This is a genomic window from Curtobacterium sp. MCLR17_051 (assembly GCF_003234395.1).
In the GTDB taxonomy this organism is placed as follows: Bacteria; Actinomycetota; Actinomycetes; order Actinomycetales; family Microbacteriaceae; genus Curtobacterium; species Curtobacterium flaccumfaciens.
The window spans coordinates 156142-177830 of the sequence record NZ_QKTA01000005.1 but is presented as its reverse complement, the minus strand read 5'-3'; the positions used below and the strand labels follow the sequence as shown (position 1 = coordinate 177830).

21 protein-coding genes are annotated in these 21689 nt (G+C 68.5%); 14 read left to right on the top strand and 7 right to left on the bottom strand.

The window, feature by feature from the left end:
* The first annotated feature begins 8 nt into the window (after window positions 1–8).
* Both DEJ06_RS06975 and DEJ06_RS06970 read left to right on the top strand, forming a co-directional pair.
* Entirely contained in the window at window positions 9–1118 is a 1110-nt protein-coding gene (locus DEJ06_RS06975) for an aminotransferase class V-fold PLP-dependent enzyme (RefSeq protein WP_110860697.1), read from the top strand.
* A 520-nt stretch (window positions 1119–1638) separates the two neighbouring features.
* On the top strand, window positions 1639–3000 hold the full coding sequence (locus tag DEJ06_RS06970) for a PhoH family protein (protein WP_181436796.1): 1362 nt from the start codon (window positions 1639–1641) through the stop codon (window positions 2998–3000).
* 173 nt (window positions 3001–3173) lie between these two features.
* Here DEJ06_RS06970 and DEJ06_RS06965 read toward each other — a convergent pair whose 3' ends face one another.
* The 5 genes from DEJ06_RS06965 to xseA form a co-directional block, all read right to left on the bottom strand.
* A complete protein-coding gene (locus DEJ06_RS06965; protein ID WP_111038845.1) occupies window positions 3174–4577 on the bottom strand; it encodes an aspartate ammonia-lyase in 1404 nt (467 codons plus the stop codon).
* Window positions 4578–4703: 126 nt separating this feature from the next.
* Window positions 4704–5318, bottom strand: a complete 615-nt coding sequence (locus tag DEJ06_RS06960; protein ID WP_027464510.1) for a carbonic anhydrase — start codon at window positions 5316–5318, stop codon at window positions 4704–4706.
* A gap of 56 nt (window positions 5319–5374) precedes the next feature.
* Window positions 5375–6010 (bottom strand): DUF4245 domain-containing protein, encoded by a 636-nt coding sequence (locus tag DEJ06_RS06955; RefSeq protein ID WP_071405755.1) that lies wholly within the window; start codon window positions 6008–6010, stop codon window positions 5375–5377.
* On the bottom strand, window positions 6007–6252 hold the full coding sequence (locus tag DEJ06_RS06950; protein ID WP_017886728.1) for an exodeoxyribonuclease VII small subunit: 246 nt from the start codon (window positions 6250–6252) through the stop codon (window positions 6007–6009). Before DEJ06_RS06950 ends, DEJ06_RS06955 begins: the two co-directional genes overlap by 4 nt.
* 71 nt (window positions 6253–6323) lie before the next feature.
* Entirely contained in the window at window positions 6324–7559 is a 1236-nt protein-coding gene (gene xseA, locus DEJ06_RS06945) for an exodeoxyribonuclease VII large subunit (RefSeq protein ID WP_111029593.1), read from the bottom strand.
* Window positions 7560–7685: 126 nt separating this feature from the next.
* Here xseA and DEJ06_RS06940 point away from each other — a divergent pair, with 126 nt between their 5' ends.
* Entirely contained in the window at window positions 7686–8750 is a 1065-nt protein-coding gene (locus tag DEJ06_RS06940) for a 4-hydroxy-3-methylbut-2-enyl diphosphate reductase (RefSeq protein ID WP_081827167.1), read from the top strand.
* A complete protein-coding gene (locus DEJ06_RS06935) occupies window positions 8747–9493 on the top strand; it encodes a DUF6264 family protein (RefSeq protein WP_111038844.1) in 747 nt (248 codons plus the stop codon). Before DEJ06_RS06940 ends, DEJ06_RS06935 begins: the two co-directional genes overlap by 4 nt.
* A 440-nt stretch (window positions 9494–9933) precedes the next feature.
* Here the strand turns inward: DEJ06_RS06935 and DEJ06_RS06930 are convergent, their stop codons facing one another.
* Both DEJ06_RS06930 and fbaA read right to left on the bottom strand, forming a co-directional pair.
* Window positions 9934–11193, bottom strand: a complete 1260-nt coding sequence (locus DEJ06_RS06930; RefSeq protein WP_111029591.1) for a M18 family aminopeptidase — start codon at window positions 11191–11193, stop codon at window positions 9934–9936.
* A gap of 105 nt (window positions 11194–11298) precedes the next feature.
* A complete protein-coding gene (fbaA, locus tag DEJ06_RS06925) occupies window positions 11299–12327 on the bottom strand; it encodes a class II fructose-bisphosphate aldolase (protein ID WP_017886723.1) in 1029 nt (342 codons plus the stop codon).
* Between the two features lie 159 nt (window positions 12328–12486).
* On the opposite strand from fbaA, the gene glpX reads away from it, so the two are divergent.
* From glpX to DEJ06_RS06875, 10 genes are all read left to right on the top strand, one after another.
* Window positions 12487–13476: a class II fructose-bisphosphatase gene (glpX, locus tag DEJ06_RS06920; RefSeq protein WP_017886722.1), complete on the top strand. Its 990-nt coding sequence runs from the start codon at window positions 12487–12489 to the stop codon at window positions 13474–13476.
* An 83-nt stretch (window positions 13477–13559) separates the two neighbouring features.
* Entirely contained in the window at window positions 13560–14456 is an 897-nt protein-coding gene (locus DEJ06_RS06915) for a hypothetical protein (RefSeq protein ID WP_111038843.1), read from the top strand.
* 104 nt (window positions 14457–14560) lie between these two features.
* Entirely contained in the window at window positions 14561–16111 is a 1551-nt protein-coding gene (locus DEJ06_RS06910; protein WP_375537988.1) for a putative T7SS-secreted protein, read from the top strand.
* A complete protein-coding gene (locus tag DEJ06_RS06905; RefSeq protein ID WP_111038841.1) occupies window positions 16111–16872 on the top strand; it encodes a PoNe immunity protein domain-containing protein in 762 nt (253 codons plus the stop codon). Before DEJ06_RS06910 ends, DEJ06_RS06905 begins: the two co-directional genes overlap by 1 nt.
* 422 nt (window positions 16873–17294) lie before the next feature.
* Window positions 17295–18053 carry a PoNe immunity protein domain-containing protein gene (locus DEJ06_RS06900; protein ID WP_181436797.1) on the top strand — a complete coding sequence of 253 codons (759 nt, stop codon included), beginning with the start codon at window positions 17295–17297 and terminating at the stop codon, window positions 18051–18053.
* Window positions 18054–18214: 161 nt separating this feature from the next.
* Entirely contained in the window at window positions 18215–18496 is a 282-nt protein-coding gene (locus tag DEJ06_RS18705; protein ID WP_111038839.1) for a YrhB domain-containing protein, read from the top strand.
* Window positions 18497–18839: 343 nt separating this feature from the next.
* Window positions 18840–19295: an SMI1/KNR4 family protein gene (locus DEJ06_RS18025; protein ID WP_146245807.1), complete on the top strand. Its 456-nt coding sequence runs from the start codon at window positions 18840–18842 to the stop codon at window positions 19293–19295.
* A gap of 3 nt (window positions 19296–19298) precedes the next feature.
* Window positions 19299–19838 (top strand): RNA 2'-phosphotransferase, encoded by a 540-nt coding sequence (locus tag DEJ06_RS06885; protein ID WP_111038838.1) that lies wholly within the window; start codon window positions 19299–19301, stop codon window positions 19836–19838.
* Between the two features lie 222 nt (window positions 19839–20060).
* A complete protein-coding gene (locus DEJ06_RS06880; protein ID WP_258372447.1) occupies window positions 20061–20840 on the top strand; it encodes an ankyrin repeat domain-containing protein in 780 nt (259 codons plus the stop codon).
* A 192-nt stretch (window positions 20841–21032) separates the two neighbouring features.
* Complete coding sequence (locus tag DEJ06_RS06875; RefSeq protein ID WP_111038837.1) at window positions 21033–21659, top strand: hypothetical protein; 627 nt, start codon at window positions 21033–21035, stop codon at window positions 21657–21659.
* The last annotated feature ends 30 nt before the right edge of the window (window positions 21660–21689 follow it).

Sequence of the window (21689 nt, the reverse complement as noted above, 5' to 3'; positions counted from 1 at the left end):
CACCACCTGTGAACATCGACGAGTACGCCGCCGGCTTCTCCGAAGACCCCGGTTACCTCGACCACGCTGCGTTCGGCCCCGTGCAGACCGCCGTGCTCGAGGAGCAGCGTGTGCTCGGCACCATCCAGGCACACATGCGCTTCGGCGCCATGGAGACCCTCGACGAGCAGGACGCCCGCGTCCGCACCGTCGCAGCCCGCCTGGTCGGCCGCCGTGAGGACCAGGTCGTCTCGCAGGCCGCGACGACCCCTGGCCTGCTGCACACCGCCTTCGGTCTGACCGGTGGCGTGCTCGTGTCCGCCGACGAGTACCCGTCGCTGCCCCTTGCACTCGCCAGCGCAGCCTCGGCCACCGGCGGACGGGTGCAGCCCGTCGTCATCGAGTCGGGTGCCGGCTGGGTGACCCCCGAGCTGATCCGTGAGCGCCTGACCGACGAGGTGACCGCCGTCGCGGTGTCCCTGGTCGACTGGCGCACCGGCTACCTGACCGACCTCGCCGCCATCCGCGAGGTCATCGGCGACCGCCTGCTCATCGTCGACGCGATCCAGGGCTTCGGCGTCGTCGACGCCCCGTACGAGGTCGCCGACGTCGTCGCCACCGGCGGACAGAAGTGGTTGCACGCCGGGTGGGGCACCGGGTTCGTGGCGTTCAGCGACCGTGCGCTGAACCGGATCCGTCCGGCGCTGTCCGGCCCGCACGGCACGTCCGGCTGGCCCACCGAGGTCCCGGCGGTGCGTCCGGGGGCCGCCGGCTTCCAGATGTCCCGCATCGACCCGGTCGCGCAGGCCCGGCTCGCGGTGTCGCTCGAGCGCCTCACCGCGGTCGGCGTCGCCGCCGTGCAGGAGCGGGTCACCGACCGCGTCGAGCGCGTGTTCGCCATCGCCGACGAGTTCGGGCTCGAGGTCGAGTCCAGCCGCGACCCGGCCGAGCGCGCCGGCATCGTGGTGCTCCGGCCGACGCAGGGTCGCGTGACGGCTCTGTCCGCCGCGATGCACAACCACGGCGTCACCGCGACCACGCGGCTCGGCGTCGCGCGGGTGTCCGTGTTCCCGTCGACCACCGACGAGACCCTGGACATGTTCCGCGACGCTTGCGTCTCGTACGCCACCATGCAGTAGCAGCGGCGCGGCTGCTGCGCTTGCTGCCTCCCGTCCGCGTCCCGCAGCGGTCACGACACCCCGCTCACGTCCGCCGAGTGGGCACCACCGGTCGGTTCGCGCCGTCGCAGCCGACGGTTCGTGACCAGTCGGCGTTGCGCGCGCGACGAGTCGCGACCACCGGACGGCCTGGAGGCGCGGTGCCAGGCCGCCACGGGCCTCCCGTCCGGAGTCCGCGATCGGTCACGGCGCCCCGCTCACGTCCGCCGAGTGGTCACCACCTGTCGGCCGGCGCCGCCGCACCCGTCGGTTCGTGACCACTCGACGCCACCGCCGCGCGCGGCGTCGCGAGCCGCGCTCGCGTTGTTCACGCGACCGTAACTCCGGAAACCGCGTGTCGCTGTCGGGGTGTCGGGGGCCGGACGTACGTTGTCCCCATCGGGCACCGCGCCCGATCGAAGCGGCCACAGTCGGTGCTTCGGGACCCGCTCCGTGGCCGCGTTCGAGGACAGGACCGGGCCCGTCGCGGCCCGGGGATGGAGTGGTCGTGACCTCTCAGAACGTCTCTCGCGGAGCACAGCAGCAGCACACCGCGGACTCGTCCACATCGGTCGCCCAGCGCACGTACGTGCTCGACACATCGGTGCTCCTCAGCGATCCGCGGGCCTTGTTCCGCTTCGCCGAGCACGCCGTGGTCCTGCCCGTGGTGGTCGTCAGCGAACTCGAGGCGAAGCGCAACGACCCGGAGATCGGGTACTTTGCCCGGCAGGCCCTCCGGCTGCTCGACGAACTGCGCATCGAGCACGAGCGGCTCGACTTCCCGATCGCGATCGGCGACGGCGGCTCGTTCCGCGTCGAACTGAACCACTCCAACCAGTCCGTCCTGCCGTCGGGTCTGCAGCTCGGCGACAACGACTCCCGCATCCTCGCCGTCGCGTCGAACCTCAAGAACGACGGACTCGACGTCGTGGTCGTGTCGAAGGACCTGCCGCTCCGGGTCAAGGCGTCCTCGATCGGCATGGCGGCGGAGGAGTACCGCGCCGAACTCGCGGTCGACTCGGGCTACACCGGCATCGCCGACCTGCAGGTGTCCGGCGAGCAGATGTCCGACCTGTACGAGAAGGAGGAGATCCGGTCCTCGAAGCTCGACGGCGTCCCGGTGAACACCGGCGTCATCATCCACTCCGAACGCGGATCGGCCCTCGGCCGCGTGCACGTCGCCGGCGCCGTCGCCCTGGTGCGCGGCGACCGCGAGGTCTTCGGCCTCCGCGGGCGCTCGGCCGAGCAGCGGCTCGCCATCGACGCGCTGCTCGACTCCGAGATCGGCATCGTCTCGCTCGGCGGCAGCGCCGGCACGGGCAAGTCGGCGCTCGCCCTGTGCGCCGGACTCGAAGCGGTGCTCGAACGGCAGCAGCACAAGAAGATCATGGTGTTCCGGCCGCTGTACGCCGTGGGCGGGCAGGACCTGGGCTTCCTGCCCGGTGACGCCGGCGAGAAGATGAACCCGTGGGCGCAGGCCGTCTACGACACCCTCGGCTCGGTGGTGTCGGACAACGTCCTCGACGAGGTGATCGAGCGCGGCCTGATCGAGGTGCTACCCCTGACCCACATCCGCGGCCGCTCCCTGCACGACGCCTTCGTGATCGTCGACGAGGCGCAGTCGCTCGAACGGAACGTGCTGCTCACGATGCTCTCCCGCATCGGTCAGAACTCACGGGTCGTGCTCACCCACGACGTCGCGCAGCGCGACAACCTGCGGGTCGGCCGGCACGACGGGATCGCGTCGGTCATCGAGCGGCTCAAGGGGCACCCGCTCTTCGCGCACGTCACGCTGACGCGGTCCGAGCGCTCCGCGATCGCGGCCCTGGTCACGGATCTGCTCGACTCGCCTGACCTGGCGTAGCGCGGCAGACACTGACCCGTTTTCGCGCTCACCGACAGGTCACGCGCTTCCGGACGCGTGACCTGTCGCTCAGCGCGTGAGGCGGGCAGAGCCGCCATCGGACGGACGGGAGGCCCGGTGCCAGCTGGCACCGGGCCTCCCGTCCGTCCGATGGGCGCGTCAGGAGCGTCGCGTCAGTTCGGGTGGGTCATGCTCAGGACGTCGAGCGCCTCGTCGAGCTGCGCCTCGGTGACCTCGCCGCGCTCGACGTGGCCGAGGGCCACGACGGCTTCGCGCACGGTGATGCCCTCGGCGACGGCGTACTTCGCGACCTTCGCCGCAGCCTCGTAGCCGATGACCCGGTTGAGCGGGGTGACGATCGACGGTGAGGACTCCGCGAAGGCGCGGGCACGCTCGAGGTTCGCCTGCAGGCCGTCGATGGTCTTGTCCGCGAGCACGCGCGAGCTGTTCGCCAGCAGGCGGATCGACTCGAGCAGCGCCGTGCCCATCACCGGGATGGCGACGTTGAGCTCGAACGCACCCGAGGCACCGGCCCAGGCGATGGTGGCGTCGTTGCCGATGACCCGGGCGCCGACCATCAGGGTGGCCTCGGGGATCACCGGGTTCACCTTGCCCGGCATGATCGAGGAGCCGGGCTGCAGGTCCGGGATGTGCAGCTCGCCCAGGCCGGTGTTCGGACCCGAGCCCATCCAGCGCAGGTCGTTGTTGATCTTCGTCAGGCTGACGGCGAGCACCTTGAGCGCTCCGGAGGCCTCGACCAGGGCGTCACGCGCACCCTGCGCCTCGAAGTGGTCGACGGCCTCGGTGATCGGCAGGTCGGTGTCGCTCGCGAGCTGGGCGATGACCCGCTGCGGGAACCCCTTGGGGGTGTTGATGCCGGTGCCGACCGCGGTGCCGCCGAGCGGGACCTCGGCGACGCGGGGGAGCGTCGCCTGCACACGCTCGACGCCCAGGCGGATCTGGCGGGCGTAGCCCCCGAACTCCTGCCCGAGGGTGACGGGCGTGGCGTCCATCAGGTGCGTCCGGCCGGACTTCACGGCGTCGGCCCAGAGCGTGGCCTTCGCCTCGAGGGACTCGGCGAGGTGCTCGAGGGCAGGCACGAGCGTGCGGAGGAGCGCCTCGGTCACGGCGACGTGCACGGAGGTGGGGAAGACGTCGTTCGACGACTGCGAGGCGTTGACGTGGTCGTTCGGGTGCACTGCCGAACCCGCGATGTCGGACGCCAGTGTCGCGAGCACCTCGTTCATGTTCATGTTCGACGACGTGCCGCTGCCGGTCTGGTAGACGTCGACCGGGAACTGGTCGTGGTGCTGCCCACCGATGATCAGGTCGGCCGCACCCGCGATGGCGTCGGCGACGGCGGGCTCGACGATGCCGAGCTCTCCGTTCACGATGGCCGCGGCGCGCTTGATCCGGGCGAGCGCCACGATCTGCGCCGACTCGAGCCCGGTGCCCGAGATGGGGAAGTTCTCGACGGCGCGCTGGGTCTGGGCACGGTAGAGCGCGGACTTCGGCACCCGCACCTCGCCCATGGTGTCGTGCTCGATGCGGAACTCGGTCGGGGTGGTGTCGGTCACGTCGTCGTGGTCCTTCCTGGGGTGCTCGCCGGTCGCGGTCGCGCCGGCCCGTGCCTGCGCCTCGGGGTCGCCGGGGCGGTCGTCGTCGGGGTCGGTCTTCGTCTGGCTCGGTCGTCGTCGGGTCGGTCAGACCTGGCCGACGACGGTGTCGATGGTGACTTCTCCGGTGGCGAGGTCGTACGTCGCCCCGACGACGGCCAATCTACCCTCGGCCACGGCGTCGGAGACCGCGCCGGAGCGCTCGATCACCTGGCGGAGGGTGGCTTCGAGGTGTGCGGCGCCGACGGCTTCCTGCGGGAGCTCGGCGTCGGTGAGCCGGACCTTCTCGACGCTCGGGGCGATCGCGTCGACGAGGGCCTGCAGGTGCGGGGCGGGGACGGGCTCACCGGAGCGCGCTGCCGCGACGGCACCGCACCGGGTGTGCCGGAGCACGACGACCAGCGGTGTGCCCAGGGCGACGACCGCGAACTCGATCGAGCCGAGCACGACGTCGTCGACGATCTGGCCGGCGTTGCGGATGGCGAACAGGTCACCGATGCCGGCGTCGAAGACGTGCTCGAACGGCACCCGCGAGTCCGAGCAGCCGAGGACGGTCGCGAACGGCGACTGCGATCCTTCGAGCTCGGTGCGGCGGTCCGGGTCCACGCGGCCCATCCGGCGCTTGTCGGCGGCGAAGCGGGCGTTGCCGTCGACCAGCAGGCGCAGGGCGTCGGACGGGGTGGAGGCGGCGCGGTCGGGCATGGGGCTCCTCGGTTCGGGTGGGACGGGGTGGTGACTGGCGGGGCGGTGCCCGTCGTCTACTCGGTCAGTTCTCGGGAGACGGCGGTCGCGACGGTCCGGAACGCCTTGTCGTCGGCGGTGCCGGAGAGCACGATCGTGTTCTTGCCGAACGTCGAGACGAGCGAGTACGCGTGGTTGCCGGCATCGGTGCCCTCGGCGCGGCGGTCGTAGACGGTCCACTCCGTGTCACCGATCGTGCGGTCACCGGTGGACGGGCGCTGGTCGAGCTGGTTCGACACCCACGAGGCGTTGGCGTCGATGCCCTGCTGCAGACCGAGGTACTGCTTGTCCGGCGTCACGAAGCCGACGGTCCAGACGTCCACGCCGTCGGTGGTCTTGCTGGCGAAGTCCGCGCGGTTGGCGCTGTAGCCGTCGGGCAGCGGAGGCGCCACCAGGGTGACGTCGTCGACGTTCGCCTTCGCCGCGATCTGCTGGTAGTCGACGGTGCGGTCCACCGTGGTGTCGGGCCGGACGACGACCGCTACCAGGAACAGCACGATGCCGAGCGAGGCGATGAGCGCGATGACCAGGTTGAACGCGGTCTGGTGCTGCCGGCGGGCGGTCCGGGCGGCGTCCTTGCGGGCCCACGTCTCCTCTGCCGTCTCGGGGCGACCGAGCTCGGCGACGATCGGGCGGCCGTTGGCGTCGGTCATCGGCCGGAGCCGTCCTGGGCGTCGCTGGCGGCACGGGCAGCGTCGAGCCGTGCGCGGGCGCCGACGAGCCACTCTTCGCACCGGGCGGCGAGGGCTTCGCCCCGTTCCCAGAGCGCCAGCGAACGCTCGAGGGTCGCGGAGCCCTGTTCGAGCTCGCTCACGACGCGCACGAGTTCGTCGCGGGCCGCTTCGTAGCTCAGCGACTGGACGTCGGTCTGCTCGGGTTCCTGCTGGGATGGCACGGGTCGATCCTACCGAGCGTCCACCGACGATCCGTCGCCCGGACCCAGGCTGTGGAGAACACCCGTGGTGGTCAGGAGCCGTCCGGGCCGGGGCCGTCCGGCTCGAGCGTGCCCGTGGCCGTGCCGGCACCGAGCGTGACGTGCACCGGCGTCGCTCCGGACAGGTCGTCGGTGCCGCGGACGACACCGCCGTCGGCCCGCTGCACGATGGCGTACCCGCGGCGCAGGGTGTCCCGCGGCGAGAGTGCCCGGAGCCGGGCGGTCAGGTGCCCGACCTCGGAGTGCCCGCGCTCCAGTCGGCGGTCGAGCAGTTCGCGGGCGCGGGACAGGTCGCGGGCGACCTCTTCCGCACGGGTGTCGACGAGCCACGCGGTCGACGCCAGGGCCGGGCGCGACCGCAGCGCGGCGAGCCGGTCGGCCTCGACCGACAGCGTGTGCGAGAGCCGGAGCCCGAGCCGGGCGCGGGCCGCACGGACGTTGGCGAGCTCCTCGGCGACGTCGGGCACGACCCGCTTGGCGGCGTCCGTCGGGGTCGAGGCGCGCAGGTCGGCGACCTCGTCGAGGATCGGGCGGTCGGCCTCGTGCCCGATCGCCGAGACGATCGGGGTCGACGCCGCGGCCGCCGCACGGACGAGTCCTTCGTCGCTGAAGCCGAGCAGGTTCTGGAAGTCGCCGCCGCCGCGGGCGATGATGATGACGTCGACCTCGGGGTCGGCGTCGAGCTCGAGGATCGCCGCCGTGACCTCGCCCACGGTCCGTTCGCCCTGCACCGCGGTGTGCACGGTGCGGAACTCCACCTGGGGCCACCGCAGCTGCGCGTTCCGCTTGACGTCCTTCTCGGCGTCGGAGTCCTTGCCGGTGATCAGGCCGATGCGGTGCGGCAGGAACGGCAGACGTTGCTTGCGAGCCGGGTCGAACAGCCCTTCCTCGGCGAGGGTGCGGCGGAGACGCTCGAGGCGTTCGAGCAGGTCACCGAGCCCGACGTGCTTCATCTCGACGACCTGCATGGTCAGCGAGCCGCCCTTGACCCAGTAGTTCGGCTTGAGTGCGGCGACGACCCGGTCGCCCTGCTTGATGTCCGCCGGCACCCGGGAGCGCACGCTCGACCAGATGGAGAACGACACGGTGGCGTCGACCTCGACGTCCTTGAGCTTGCCGTACACGTTGCCGCCGGCGACGTTCCACTGCGTGATCTCGCCCTCGACCCACGCGGTGCCGAGTCGGTCGATCCAGTCGCGGAGCTTCGCGCCGAGGAGCGCCACCGGCCACGGGTTGTCGGCCGTCGGCGGGCCCTGTTCGATCGCCATGTCGCTCCTCGTCCTGCTGGGACGTCCATCGTGCCCGAGACCGGTGACAGACGACGGACGTCGTGTTCTCCACAGGCACTCCGCGCGCCCAGGTCGCGTGCGTGCCGCTCACCTATCATCGGGGACGTGACGATCACCAACGGCCACACGGTCCCGCTCGCCCCGCCGCGTGTGCACGCGGCACGGGGTCGACTGCGTGACGAACCGGTCGCCGGCCCCAAGAAGGTGCTGCTCGCAGCCCCCCGTGGTTACTGCGCCGGGGTGGACCGTGCGGTCGTCGCGGTCGAGAAGGCGTTGGAGCAGTACGGCGAGCCCGTCTACGTCCGCAAGCAGATCGTCCACAACGTGCACGTGGTCTCGACGCTCGAGCAGCGCGGTGCCGTCTTCGTCGACGACGTGGCCGAGGTCCCCCGGGGTTCGCACGTCGTCTTCAGCGCGCACGGGGTGTCGCCGGCCGTCGTCGCGGGTGCCGCCGAGCGCGACCTGCACGCCATCGACGCCACCTGCCCCCTCGTCACCAAGGTCCACCGCGAGGCCACCCGGTTCGCCAAGGCCGAGCGCACCATCATCCTGATCGGCCACGCCGGCCACGAAGAGGTCGAGGGCACGATGGGGCACGCCCCGGACCGCACGATCCTGGTGAACGGCCCCGACGACGTCGCCGCGCTGTCGGTCCCCGACCCGGACAACCTCGTCTGGCTGTCGCAGACCACGCTCAGCGTCGACGAGACGATGGAGACCGTGCGGCTGCTGCGCGAGAAGTTCCCGGCCATCCAGGACCCCCCGTCGGACGACATCTGCTACGCCACCCAGAACCGCCAGGTCGCGATCAAGAAGGTCGCGCCCGGTGCCGACCTGGTGATCGTGGTCGGCTCGGCGAACTCGTCGAACAGCGTCCGCCTGGTCGAGGTCGCGCTCGAGCACGGTGCCCGCGCCGCCCACCGCGTCGACTACGCGGAGGAGATCCAGCAGGAGTGGCTCGACGGTGTCGAGACGGTCGGCGTGACGAGCGGTGCGTCCGTTCCGGAAGAACTCGTGGCCGAGGTGCTCGAACAGCTCGCCGACGCCGGCTACGCCGCCGTCGAAGAGGTCGTCACCGCACACGAGGACCTGATGTTCTCGCTCCCCAAGGAGCTCCGCACCGACGCCTCGGGCAACCCGACGCGCGCGCTCGGCGGGCGTCGGGCATGAGCGGCTCGGACGGCTGGTCCTCGGTCCCGCGTCGCGACCCGGCGAACCACGGCGACGCCGGCGCTGGTACCGGCCAGGAGGCCCGGGGTGCGTCCGCGACGTCGGCCGCCGGTCCCGCGAACGGTCGGCCCCAGGGCCGTCCCGCCCCCGGCTACGGCGAGTACGCACCAGAGGGCTGGGTGAACCCGGTCCTCGTCGAGCAGGAACGCCAGGAGCGGGAGCGCCAGGCACGGGAGCGGCAGGACCAGGCCCCCGCCACCGGCGTGCGCGACGCTGCTCCGAGCGACGGCGTCCGCGGCGAACGCGCCGGTGCGGACGCTCGCTCTGGTGCAGTCCCTGCGGGGGCGCAGCGGTCGATGGCCCGCAGCCGGTTCGGTCGCACACCGGCCGACTTCGTGCTCACCGTCGGGCTGCTCGCCTTCGGGCTCGTCTCCGTGGTGCAGTCCCTGTCCGTGGGCGAAGTCGCCTCCACCGTGCGGCGCACCCTCGAGACCCAGTACACGGCGCTGAACGACCCGAGCGCCCTGAGCACGGCGGCCGCCATCGCCGCGATCACCAACGTCGTCGTCTTCGCCCTGGTCGCCTGGTGGTCCATCCGTCGGCTCCGCGCACGGAAGCGGACGTTCTGGGTGCCGCTGGTCGGCGCGGTCGTCGCCACGGCGATCAGCACGATCGCGTTCGTCGTCGTGGTCATGCAGGACCAGGCCTTCGTCGACTTCATGCTGCGACAGTCCGGCGCCTGACCGCCTGACCGCCTGACCGCCTGACCGCCTGACCGCCTGACCGCCTGACCGCCTGACCGCCGGGCTGCTCGCGGCGCCGGTCTCCGCGCGCCGAGTGGTCGCAACACGCCGCGGCCCCGCCGTCGAGCGGTCACGAAGTGTCGTCTGGCACTGGCGCGACCGACAGTTCGTGACCCCTCGGCCCTGTGCGTGCGGGGAGTCGTGACCTCTCGGCAGCCCCTCCCTCGGCCAGCCGCGGTGCCGGTGTGCCTCCGACGAGCGTCGTCAGCCTCGCGGGCGAGCGCAGCAGCCACCGCCGAGTGGTCGCAACACGCCGCGGCCCCGCCGTCGAGCGGTCACGAAGTGTCGTCTGGCACTGGCGCGAGCGACAGTTCGTGACCCCTCGGCCCTGCGCGTGCGGGGAGTCGCGACCACCCCAGCCCGCCGACGCCGGCCGGAGGTCAGCCGGCCAGGAACGCCGCGACCGCTCCGTGCAGGGCAGCCAGGTCGTCGACGTGCACGAGCTCCCGGATCGAGTGCATCGAGAGCAGCCCGACGCCGATGTCGATCGTCGGGATCCCGAGTCGGGTCGCCGCGATCGGGCCGATGGTCGAGCCGCCGGGGATCGTGTTGACGTTGACGAACGGCTGCCACGGCACACCGGCGGTCTCGCAGGCGGCGGCCCAGACGGCCTCGCCCTTCGCCTCGGTCATGTACCGCTGGTTCGCGCTGATCTTCAGCAGCGGACCGGCTCCGGGGCGCGGACGGTTCGTCGGGTCGTGCTTCTCCGGCTGGTTCGGGTGCACCAGGTGCCCGGCGTCGCTCGACAGCAGCCACGACGCACGGAATGCCCGGGCCGCTTCGGAGCGGGTGGCGCCGAGGCCCTCCTGCACACGGCCGAGGACGTCCTCGAGGAACGGACCACCGGCACCGGACGGCGTCGACGACCCGATCTCCTCGTGGTCGAACGCCGCGAACACCGGGATGTGGTCACCGTCGGTCGGAGCGTCCACGATGCCCCGGAGTCCGGCGTGCACGCTCGTCAGGTTGTCCATCCGGCCGGACGCCAGGAACTCCCGCTCGATGCCGATCCGGGCCGGCGCCTGGGTGTCCGCGAGGAACAGGTCCCACGACACGGCACCCTCGCCGAGCCGGGCGAGCAGCCACTCCACGACGGAGGTCCCACCGGCGTCGCCGTCGACCCCGACGATCGGCAGGGTGTGGCGCTGGCGGTCGATCTCCTTGCCGTCGTTCACCCCGCGGTCGAGGTGGATGGCCAGGTTGGGGATGCGGGCGACGGCATCGGTGCTGACGAGCCGCACGCTGCCGTCGGCGTCGACGACCCGGCCGGCGATCCGCAGGTCACGGTCGAACCAGGTCGACAGGAGCGCGCCGCCGTAGACCTCGACGTTGAGCTGCTCCCAGCCCCCGGTGCGCACGCCGGGGTTCGGCTTCACGCGGAAGCCGGGGGAGTCGGTGTGGGCGCCGAGGATCCGGAACGGCGTCGTCGGGACGGCACCGTCGGGCAGGCGCCACGCGATGACGGCGCCGTCGCGGACCACCACGTACGCACCGGGTTCGGTCGGCCAGGCGTCGAGCTCGGACAGCTCGGTGAACCCGGCTGCGACGAGACGGTCACGGGTCGCCGCCGCCGCGTGGAACGCGGTGGGCGACTCGGTGACGAACTGGGCGAACTCGGAGGCGATGGCGTCGACGGTCACCCGCCCATCGTGGCACGCGGTGGAGGCGACCCGACGCAGAACGGGGCGCGTCCGTCGGACGCACCCCGTTCCTCCAGGCCGGTGGACCCGACCGGACGGACCTGCTCAGCCCTTGGCGTGACCGGCCGAGCCGAGGACCTTCGCGGCCTCGACGACGCGAGCCGCCATGGCGGTCTCGGCGACCTTGCCCCAGGCGCGGGGGTCGTACTGCTTCTTGTTGCCGACCTCGCCGTCGATCTTCAGGACACCCTCGTAGTTGCGGAACATCGAGTCCGCGATCGAGCGGGTGAACGCGTACTGCGTGTCCGTGTCGATGTTCATCTTGATGACGCCGTTGCGGACGGCCTCGTGGATCTCGTCGTCGGTCGAGCCGGAGCCGCCGTGGAAGACGAGGTCGAGGGGGTTCTCGCCGGTGCCGTGCTTCGCCGCGACGGACGCCTGGATCTCGCCGAGGAGCTCGGGACGGAGCTTGACGTTGCCCGGCTTGTAGACGCCGTGCACGTTGCCGAAGGTGAGCGCCGCGATCCAGCGGCCCTTGTCGCCCAGGCCGAGCGCGTCGACGACCTTCTCGACGTCGTTCGGGGTCGTGTAGAGCGCGTCGTTCGTGCCCTCGTGCTGGACGCCGTCCTCTTCGCCGCCGACGACGCCGATCTCGACCTCGAGGATCGCGTTGATGTTCCGCGTCTTCTCGATCATGGTCTTCGCGATCTCGATGTTCTCGTCGAGCGGCACGGCCGAACCGTCCCACATGTGCGACTGGAAGATCGGGTTGCGACCCTGCCGGACCTCTTCCTCGCTCGCCGCGATGAGCGGCAGGACGAAGCCGTCGAGGGCGTCCTTCGGGCAGTGGTCGGTGTGCAGCGCGACCGTGATGTCGTAGTTCTTGGCGACCTCGTGGGCGAACTTCGCCATCGCGAGGGCACCAGCTGCGCGGTTCTTGATGGTGTGGCCGGCGAAGTAGTCGGCACCGCCCGTCGTGACCTGGAGGATGCCGTCGGAACCGGCTTCCTGCAGGCCCTGGAGGACCGCGTTGATGGTCTGCGAGGAGGAGACGTTGACCGCGGGGTACGCGAACTTGCCCGCCTTCGCGCGTTCGATCATCTCGGCGTACTGTTCCGGCGTTGCGATGGGCACGTGGATCTCCTTCGACTTCGGTGATGTCCCCGCCGATCGTAGTCAGAAGCTCTGGAGGCGCGGTCCGGGTTACGCGGTCGGCTCACGTCCGGCGTGCACATGCGTGCACGGGCCCGGTGTCCGGACCGTCGGTCGGCCGCCGGTCGGTAGGCTCGGGTCGTGACTCCCACGACTGAGACCGGCTCCCTGTTCCTCCAGCCCGACCGCAACCTCGCGCTCGAGCTCGTGCGTGCGACGGAGGCCGCCGCGATCCGTGCGCAGCCGTGGGTCGGGCGTGGTGAGAAGAACCTCGCCGACGGCGCCGCGGTCGACGCGATGCGCAAGTTCCTCGGCACGGTGAACTTCGACGGTGTCGTCGTCATCGGCGAGGGCGAGAAGGACAACGCCCCGATGCTCTACAACGGCGAGCACGTCGGCAACGGTCACGGTCCGGCCTGCGACATCGCGGTCGACCCGATCGACGGCACCTCGCTCACCGCCGCCGGCCGCCAGAACGCCATCTCCGTGATGGCCGTCTCGGACCGTGGCTCGATGTACGACCCCTCCGCCGTCTTCTACATGGACAAGATCGCCGCCGGCCCCGAGGGTCGCGGTGTCCTGGACCTCGAGAAGCCGATCGGTGACAACATCCGCGCGCTGGCGAAGGCCAAGGGCAAGGACCTCGAGGACATGGTCGTCGCCGTGCTCGACCGTCCGCGCCACGACGAGCTGATCCGCGCCATCCGCGCGACCGGTGCCGGCACGCGACTGCTGCTCGACGGTGACGTCGCCGGTGGCATCGCCGCCGCCCTGCCCGGATCGACGATCGACATGTGCGTCGGTGTCGGCGGCACCCCCGAGGGCATCATCACGGCGTGCGCGATCAAGGCGCTCGGCGGCGTGATCCTCGGCAAGCTCCAGCCGAAGGACGACGAGGAGCGCGAGCGCGCCATCGCCGCCGGCCACGACCTGGACAAGGTCCTCGACCAGGACGACCTGGTCACGGGTGACAACACGTTCTTCGTCGCCACCGGCGTCACCGACGGCGTCCTGGTCGACGGCGTGCGTCGTTCGCGCGGCGTCATCCACACCGACTCGCTCGTGCTCCGCTCGCGCTCGAACACGATCCGCCGCATCCAGGCGGACCACCGTGCGGAGAAGTGGTTCTAGGCCGGACGATCGTCCGCCGCTTCGGGGCGTCGCCGGTCTTCCGGCGGCGCCCCGTTGTACGAGCCCTTGCGTAGGCTCGACGCATGACTGCGACAACGGCACGGATCGTCGGACTGGACACCGCGGGCATCCGCACGCTGCACGCGGAGGCGGACGGCACGGCCGACCGGCTGCCGCACGTCGTGCCGGTGGCACCCGACCTCGGCGTGATCCTGGCGGACGAGGACGGTGCGATCCTCACCGCGCCGGCGCTCGCCGAGATGGGCTGGGCGGACGACGACGTCCTGCGTGCAGCCGTCGCCGCCGCGCAGGAGCAGGCCGGAGGCGACGTCGCGGTGATCCAGCCCGGAACGATCGTCATCCAGGACCCCGACCTCGCCGTGGTGCTCGTACTCGCACCGCAGGCGTTCCAGGGCATCGAGTTCCGCGGCAGCGCAGTGGTCTTCCCGGTCGCGCCGACGACGTTCATCGTCACCGGCGACCAAGACGAGGACGGGCTCCAGGTCGCGGCCGGTGTCGCCCAGCAGATCCTGGCCGACGACGAGGGCGAGGTCCTGAGCGGACCGCCCATGGTGCTGCGCGGTGACGGGTGGGTCCGGTTCGAGCACCCGTCACTCGACGGCGAGCTCCGGACGATCCGCGCGCTCTGGACGGCGACCGCCGCGAACCTGCAGCAGGACGCCCTGCAGGAGTCGTTCGACCGGCGGGGCGAGGACGTCCACGTCGGTGCGGTTTCGGTCGCCCGGCTCGCCGAGGACGACCCGGCCTTCTCGTACTCGTCGTGGACCGAGGACGTCGAGACCGTCGTCGCCGCGGTCGACACGATCGTGCTCGTGACCCTCGACGGGCAGACGCAGCCCGTGCCGTTCGGTCGGCTGCGGGAGCTGGCCTCCGGGTTGATCGAGGAACTCGAGGTCCGCCCGACGCGCTACCGGCTCCGCGGTTTCCCGGATCTCGAGTCGGTCCGCGCGGCCCTCTGACGGGTCGACCCCGGTCGGTGGCACTCGTCCCCGTCGCTGCCCCCTGATATGGTCACACTCGCGCGCTTGTGGACAACAGCGCGAGAGATCGGACCTGGGGAGGAATGATGGGGCGGCCGTCGGGGTGGGACGTTGTCGATCAGGGTGATGATCCGGTCAAGGGTGATCCGTCGACGTTGCGGATGATGGCGCGGGAGTACCAGCGCATCTCCGACGCGGCCGATGACGCCTCGACGCGGCTGCAGTCGGTGAAGGGGTCCGGGTGGCTGACCGACTGGGAGGGTGAGGCCGCTGATGTGTTCGTCGACGCGATCGAGGACACCCCGTCGGACCTGACGAAGCTCGTCGATTCGTACGAGCTCGCGGCGACGGCGTTGTCGGGGTGGGCTGACACGGTCGATGACACCCAGTACCGGGCTGATGGTGCGTTGGCGGATGCGAAGGACGCCACCGGGGACCTCGCCGCGGCGCAGGACCGGTTGGCGGATGCGCAGTCGACGTTGTCGCACTACGAGTCGACGTCGAAGGACCTGTCGAAGGTCGCGGACGAGTACCCGGCGGGTTCCGACGTGCCGGACGGGGTGGATGTTCCCTCGCCGGCGCAGTTGCGGGCAGCGTCCGACAACGCGGCCGTCGCGCAGGGTTCCGTGTCGTCGGCGCAGGGAGACATCTCGGCGGCGCAGTCGCGGATCGATGCAGCGAAGCGGCTCGTGGCGGACGCCAAGGGTGACTGGCAGGACGCGGAGCAGCGGACCGCGACGAAGATCGGTGAAGCTGCGGACGCGGGCCTCGGGAAGCAGTCCACATGGGACAAGATCTTCGGGTCCGAGGCGTGGGAGACCATCGTGTCGGTGGCGAAGGTCGTCGTCGCGGTGGGTGGGATCATCGCGATGATCATCCCGGGGCCGTGGACGTTGATCATCGCGGCGATCGCGCTCGTGGTGTTGGCGGACACGTTGTACAAGATGAGCAAGGGCGAAGCCGACGGGTGGGACCTCGCGTTCTCCCTGCTCGACTGCGTCCCCGCAGCCGGCGCACTGGGGCGGTTGGCGAGTTTGGGCAAGTACGCGAGAGGCATGGGTGGGATCTCTCGCGCAGGCGGCCGGGTCCTCGCCGCGGGAAGATCGGTCATCGGGAAGGCCAAGTCTGCCGTTCCGTTCGGGCGTCGGGTCGAACTGCCCCTCGGCGTCAGGGTCAACCCGAACGGGCGGACCCTGGCACGGACCGCGACCAAGGACGAGAAGGCTGCCTTCGGAGAGCAGCAGATGCACGACCTCTACGCTCGCTCCGGCTTCGACCGGATCGACACGAAGGGCAGCACCAGTGCCAACGGGCTCGACGGTGTCTACTTCAACAAGAAGACCGGCGAGTACGAGATCGGCGAGGCGAAGTTCTCGAAGCACGATGATGCTGCTCCGAACAGCCTGTTGAAGAACACGAAACTGAGCGGGCGTCAGCTGAGTGATCAGTGGATCGACTCTCCAGCAGGGCGGGATGCCTTGACTCGTTTGGAACGAGCCGTGGACGAGCGCCACTTCGACGCGGTCCAGAAGCTGCTCGACGAGGGGAAGCTCCCCCGAAGTGTCGTCGTCGTCGGACATGATGGAGGTTCAACACGATTCATGGTCGATACGGGTGGAAAGGTGATCCCCTGATGCCGCTTTTCCGGCGCAAGACTGCACTCCGGCAGCGGGCCGCCGAGTTCGATGCGCGATACTGGCAGAGCGCCATCGAGGTGACCTCGACCAATTGGGAAGGACGCAAGGCTGCCGCGCAGCGAACAACCGATCCCACGAAGCGCTTGAGCGCCGTTCGTGGCGAGTGGCACATGGGCCTCCGCTACCTGGCCGCGCAATACTCCGCGGGCGTTGGCCTGGACGTCATCGGAGATGTCGCTGAATCGGTGGCGGATGCCTACTGCACGTGGGTCGACCTAGCGTCCTCCGACCAGAAGCCGTCGCCCAGCCTCGGCGACGGAAACGAGTACTACATCAGTGTGCTGCGGCTTCTCGGCATCACGATGGGCTGTGGCCGGACGACTCATGCGCGGACGGTCCTCGAGACGGTGGTTCGGCAGGGGGCGGACCCGCTGTTCTCGGCGCTCGCGTCTGCGACCGGACTTCAGCACTCCTGGGATCAGAACAAGCATTCGACGCCGCGGTTCGCGCGGCCCCTGCTCACGGCGCTCGAGCAGCCAGTCGAAGCCAGCCATGCAATCGAGACGTATCTCGCAGACTGGCCATCGCGGATGAAACCGATGGATTGGATGGGGTCGCTGGAAGCAGTCGCCCCAGGCGACAGCTACGGTGCGGGATTCGTCGGGTATTGGGCGCTGGAACTGCCGGCGATCGCGAAAGCGACCGACATGCACCTCGATGAGATGAAATCGCCCTTCCTGCCGCTCGATCTCCTGTAAGAGGCGGGACCCTCCGGACCACATCTGAAATGACCTACCAGACGGCCCGACGCCGGTGGCGTTCTCACTCGAACGAAGGACCTCTGGAAGGTACAGGGAGTGATTCAAAGGTGTAATGGGCGGCCATCGTGGAACCTGGGGCGGTTCGGTTCTCGCAGAAGTCCATCTCCTGCAAACAAGATCGACCGGACTACCGGCGAACCATGCAACCACGACGACATCACCAACAGCATACGCGACGGCGGTTGGCGCGGTCACCCTGTGGATGTCGCCGAAATGCCCGACGGAGCTGTCTCGAGTATGGACAACACACGGATCAGGACGGCGCGCGAAACTGGTACTCCGGTGCGGACCCGGGCGCACGAGCACAACGAGGCGTTGACCGCGGACGAAGTCAAGCGGTTCCGCAAGAGCGGAACATCATGACTCCACGCGATGACCGAGTGAATGCTGCCTACTGGGACGACGCGTTCAGAGTCCTCGAGCGGGATATCGAGAAGTTTCGTCCGTTCAGCCATACTTTCCGGTCGGATGACGTCAGGGCTGGCATCATGCGGACCACGGCGAACTTGGAGAATGTGCTGTTCCTGCTGGGAGCGCGCTATTCAGCCGGAGCGCCCGTGCTCGAGCTCGCGGCGGACGTCGAGTCGGCCGTGACGGTCTGGGAGACCTGGAACCGCTACGCGGCGGTGACGGATGCGGGATTCCCATTGGATCCATTGGAGTTCGACAACAAGTCGACGTACTACAACGCGTTGTGGCTGTCGTCTGTAGCGCGGTGCATCGGTGTCGCTCCGGAGTTGATGGATCGGTTGATCGGGATTGTTGCTGCTGCTGGCGGTGCTGATCCAGTGCTCGGGGTGCTGCTGGAGGTTGATCCGGAGCGGGACACCGTGTGGCACAAGCGACCGTTCCAAAACCTTGCTACGGCAGCAAGTGCTCCGCCCGATCGTGCCGTGTCTGCGTTGAACAGGTATGTGCACGCGTGGCAGAAGAACATCTCGTTCATCTGGTGGGCACCGGCTCTGCAGGCAGTGCAGGGAGACCGGTTCGAGGCGTACTTTGGATACTGGGCTTGGGAAGCCGCTGGGCTCGTGGTGGCGCGGGGGCTTGACGATTCGGCGCTGCGGTCGTCGCCGTACTACCCAGTCGATCTCGTCGACGTCCAGCGGTACAGATGAGTTGCCTACCTTTTCGAACGAGGACCTCGGGGAGGGGCCGCGGCTGATTCAAAGATGTACCGGGCGGCCATCGTGGAGGCAGACGCTGCGCGCATCCGGTCCATCCGCGGGACAGGGGTGACTTCGATCAACTCTTCCTACTCAAGACACGGTGATTTTGCATGCGAACTCTGAAGGATGCTCGGGACGAATTTGCGAAGGAAGTGCGCGATGATGAAGACCTTATTTGGGATAAGGGATGGATCGAGACCGACGATTGGTGGATCGTTCTATACAACAGTCGAGAGTATTACGAGACACAAAACCCATTGTTTAGCCTAGCTGGAAATGCCCCCTTTGTTGTACCAAAAGACGGCAGTGCCTGTTTTGCTCTTCAAACGAACACATCGGTTGAATCACAAATAGAGGAACGGGGCCAGCGGGTCATCAGTCGGTCTCGGTGAAGCCAGTTCCGGCTCGAGCGGAGGGGAACGAGGTGACGGTCGAGGGTCCACCCGCAGAGTTCTTAGCTGGAACTCTTTGCGATTGCTCGGGATTCCGTTGACCGTTGGTTGGGTAGCAGGGCAAGGCAGGAACTGATCAAGCGCCAATCTGAATTGATCCGACGATCGGCCAAGTCTCACACTGATTTTCCGGTGCAGGGGCCGAGTACACGAACCTCATCAATCGTTGACGGCAAAAGAGGTTGAACGCTTCACGAAGCGTGGCCACGCCGAGCCCAGAACGCTGGGGGCGCTGAGGGTCGGATAAAGTCGCAAGGCGCGAATTGGTTGAAAGCGAATCCAGATGGGTCTCACGACCCCCGAAGCTCCCCGAAGGACCACAGTGAGGGAACATCGACTAACAACCGTCGAGGAACGGCAAGTCGAGGCGCGCTTGATTGCGCCCGAAGGATTTCAGTATCCCGAGCGCTTCCAACGTGCCCTTGCACAAGACCCGCTTCCCGACATCGATCCCTTCATGTGGACGTCTGAGTACGAGAACCAGACAAAGAACTGGGTCGACATCGTTGGGGAGCAGTATCCGGTCCGTTCCCTCGTACCCTTCGCAAAGCACCAGGACACTGACGATGTGTTCTGCTTTGACGGTGGCGACCATTCGGGCGACCCTCCCGTGCTGATCATCCATACGTTTGCTTCGCCTGGGACGGAGTACCGGGGGCAGTGGACGTCCTTCGACGTCTGGTGGGAGGAGATGGAGGAGCATCGAGCAGCGTGGCTCGCGGAGCAGGAAGAGGACTGAGACATGCCTCGTAGGGACGCGTCGATCAGCAAGGCGATGTCGCACGCGTTGCGGCACGAACCGGGTGCGTACGGGCTGGAACTCGGTGCTGACGGGAGCGTCCCGCTCGCAGATCTTGCCGACGCTTTGGAGCGGTCGGGCATTCAGGCATCGTTGGAAGATCTGCGCCGAGTGGTCGCCGAGTCCGACAAGCAGCGCTTCGCCGTCGAAAGCGACCGGATCCGTGCTCAGTACGGGCACTCGACGGACGAGCGCATCGTGAAGCCGGCGATCGTTCCGCAGCCGGTGCTCTGGCATGCAACTTCCCCCGCTGCGGCTGAGTCGATCCTGCGCGAAGGGCTCTTGCCGATGGGGCGCCAGTACGCGCATCTGACGACCGATCGCGAGCTGGCTATGCAGGCTGGGCGGCGCAAGTCCACCGCTCCCGTCCTGTTGCGAATCGATGCAGCTCGCGCGCACCGGGAGGGCGTGGAGTTCACGGAGGGCCACGGCCGGGTGACCCTCGCCTTGCTCGTTCCCGCGCGGTACATCTCGGCGGAATGACGCGCCTGCCTCAGCCGCGCGAGTAGCGGGGCTCCTGCATTGCTTGGGCGATGCGCTCGAGACGGTCACCCGTCGAACGGATCGATCTCTCAGTCTCCCGCGAGTGCAAGGGGGTCGACAGCAGTCTCGTCTCATCAGACGTGAGACTGCTCGGAAGAAGCGCAGATCCGACCAGCTGGGCTTGCAGTCGGGTGGCGTGGACGTCCTGGATAGCATCATCCGATGAGCACAGCGATGGACAGTTCTGCGTTCTGGGATGCGATCATCGCGGACGATGCGCAGGCGATCACGAGGATCGCGTCGGAAGGCTTCGAAGTGTCTTCAGCATCACGCGCCAATGCCGACGCCCTCACGCCCCTCCACTTCGCGGCTCAGACCGGTGCGGTGCATGCGATGCGAGCACTCCTGGCCCTCGGGGCGGAGGTGGACTCACCGGACCGTTGGGGGACGACGCCGCTGCAGCTCGCAGTGACGAACTCAGGCGACGGCGGACTTGATCCGGTCGCCGTCTTGCTCGACGCCGGCGCTGATCCGTGCCATGTCAACGACTTTGGTGCGACCCCACTGAGCTATGCCCGAATCTTGGGGGACGCACCAGCCGGGCTCATCGCCATGCTGCAGCAGGATCGGGTGTTCGAGCATGATGAGGCGGGCGTATCGGTCGTGTTCGAGGCCGCTACGCATGGGTCCCTCATCGACATCCAATCAGCAGTTCATGCCGATGCGGCTCTGCTCAACTCTGCCGTGGCTGGAGAGACACCGCTCCGACTGCTCGTACGACGTTCTCTCCCCGTGCGACCGAATCGATCGAACCCACATCCGGTCTCTGTGGACGACGCGGTGGCTGGCGCCAGTGCAATGCTGAGTGCCGGAGCGAAGGCCAGGTTGGTCGGTGCAGACGGCTTCACCGCTCAAGGGCTGGCACGAGCGTTCCTGGCGCCGAAGCCGTTGATCAAGGTGCTCGATCGTGCGGCTAAGCTCGAGCGGAGGCAGACAGCGTGAATGATCTAGAGGCATTCAATTGACTGAACTACGGCTTGACGAGAGCGTGGATGGCGTCGGCGCTCGATATGTGCCCAGAAACTTTCCCCCAGCGCGGGCTGACGCACATTGGCGCGGTGCTTCTTTCAATGCCGAGGGTGATTGATGTTCAGATTCGGTAGAGCCGAGAACTCGAGGACAATTGAGGAACCGGTGATCGAGCACGGATACCTCTACATGCAGAAGTGGAATCACTTCACCCGGACGCCGGATCCGAGAGGATTCCTGAGCGAGCAAGAGTGTCGCGGGCGTTGGCACCAGCATCAGGATGACCAGATGGACTGGTTCACTGTGGTCCCCGCCGAACCGAGCGTCGGCACCTTCGTGAGGCGGGACGACGGCGGCTTTGAAATCGATTCCGCATCCGCTGTACCGTCCTGGACCATGGAGGTCACGCCTCGGGGCGGAATTGCCATCGACGGGCCAGCTTTCCAAGTGTTCGTTTGGGACGCAAACAACCGCAATGTGACCCTTGCCACGTATTCGAACCGGTGGGGCGGACGGCTGTTCCTCAGCGAAGTGATCTACAAGATCTTCCCCGAACCTGATGACTTCAGACCGAAGGAACGTGCACTGGCCAACAAGCCCCTGTTCTCCAATCAATTGCACCTGTCTCCGAACGGCGAGGGGCAGCACACGCGGATCGATCACTCCAAACAGACAAAAGACCTGGAGCAGTTCCACGGAGTTGACGTCGAGCCGAACTGGGCGAACACGCCGGATTTTGGTGATTGGGAAGCGTTGTCGAAGAAGGTCCTCGAGGGTAACCCCCTCATCTGATTCGTCAGCTGACCAGGCAGAATGACCGAT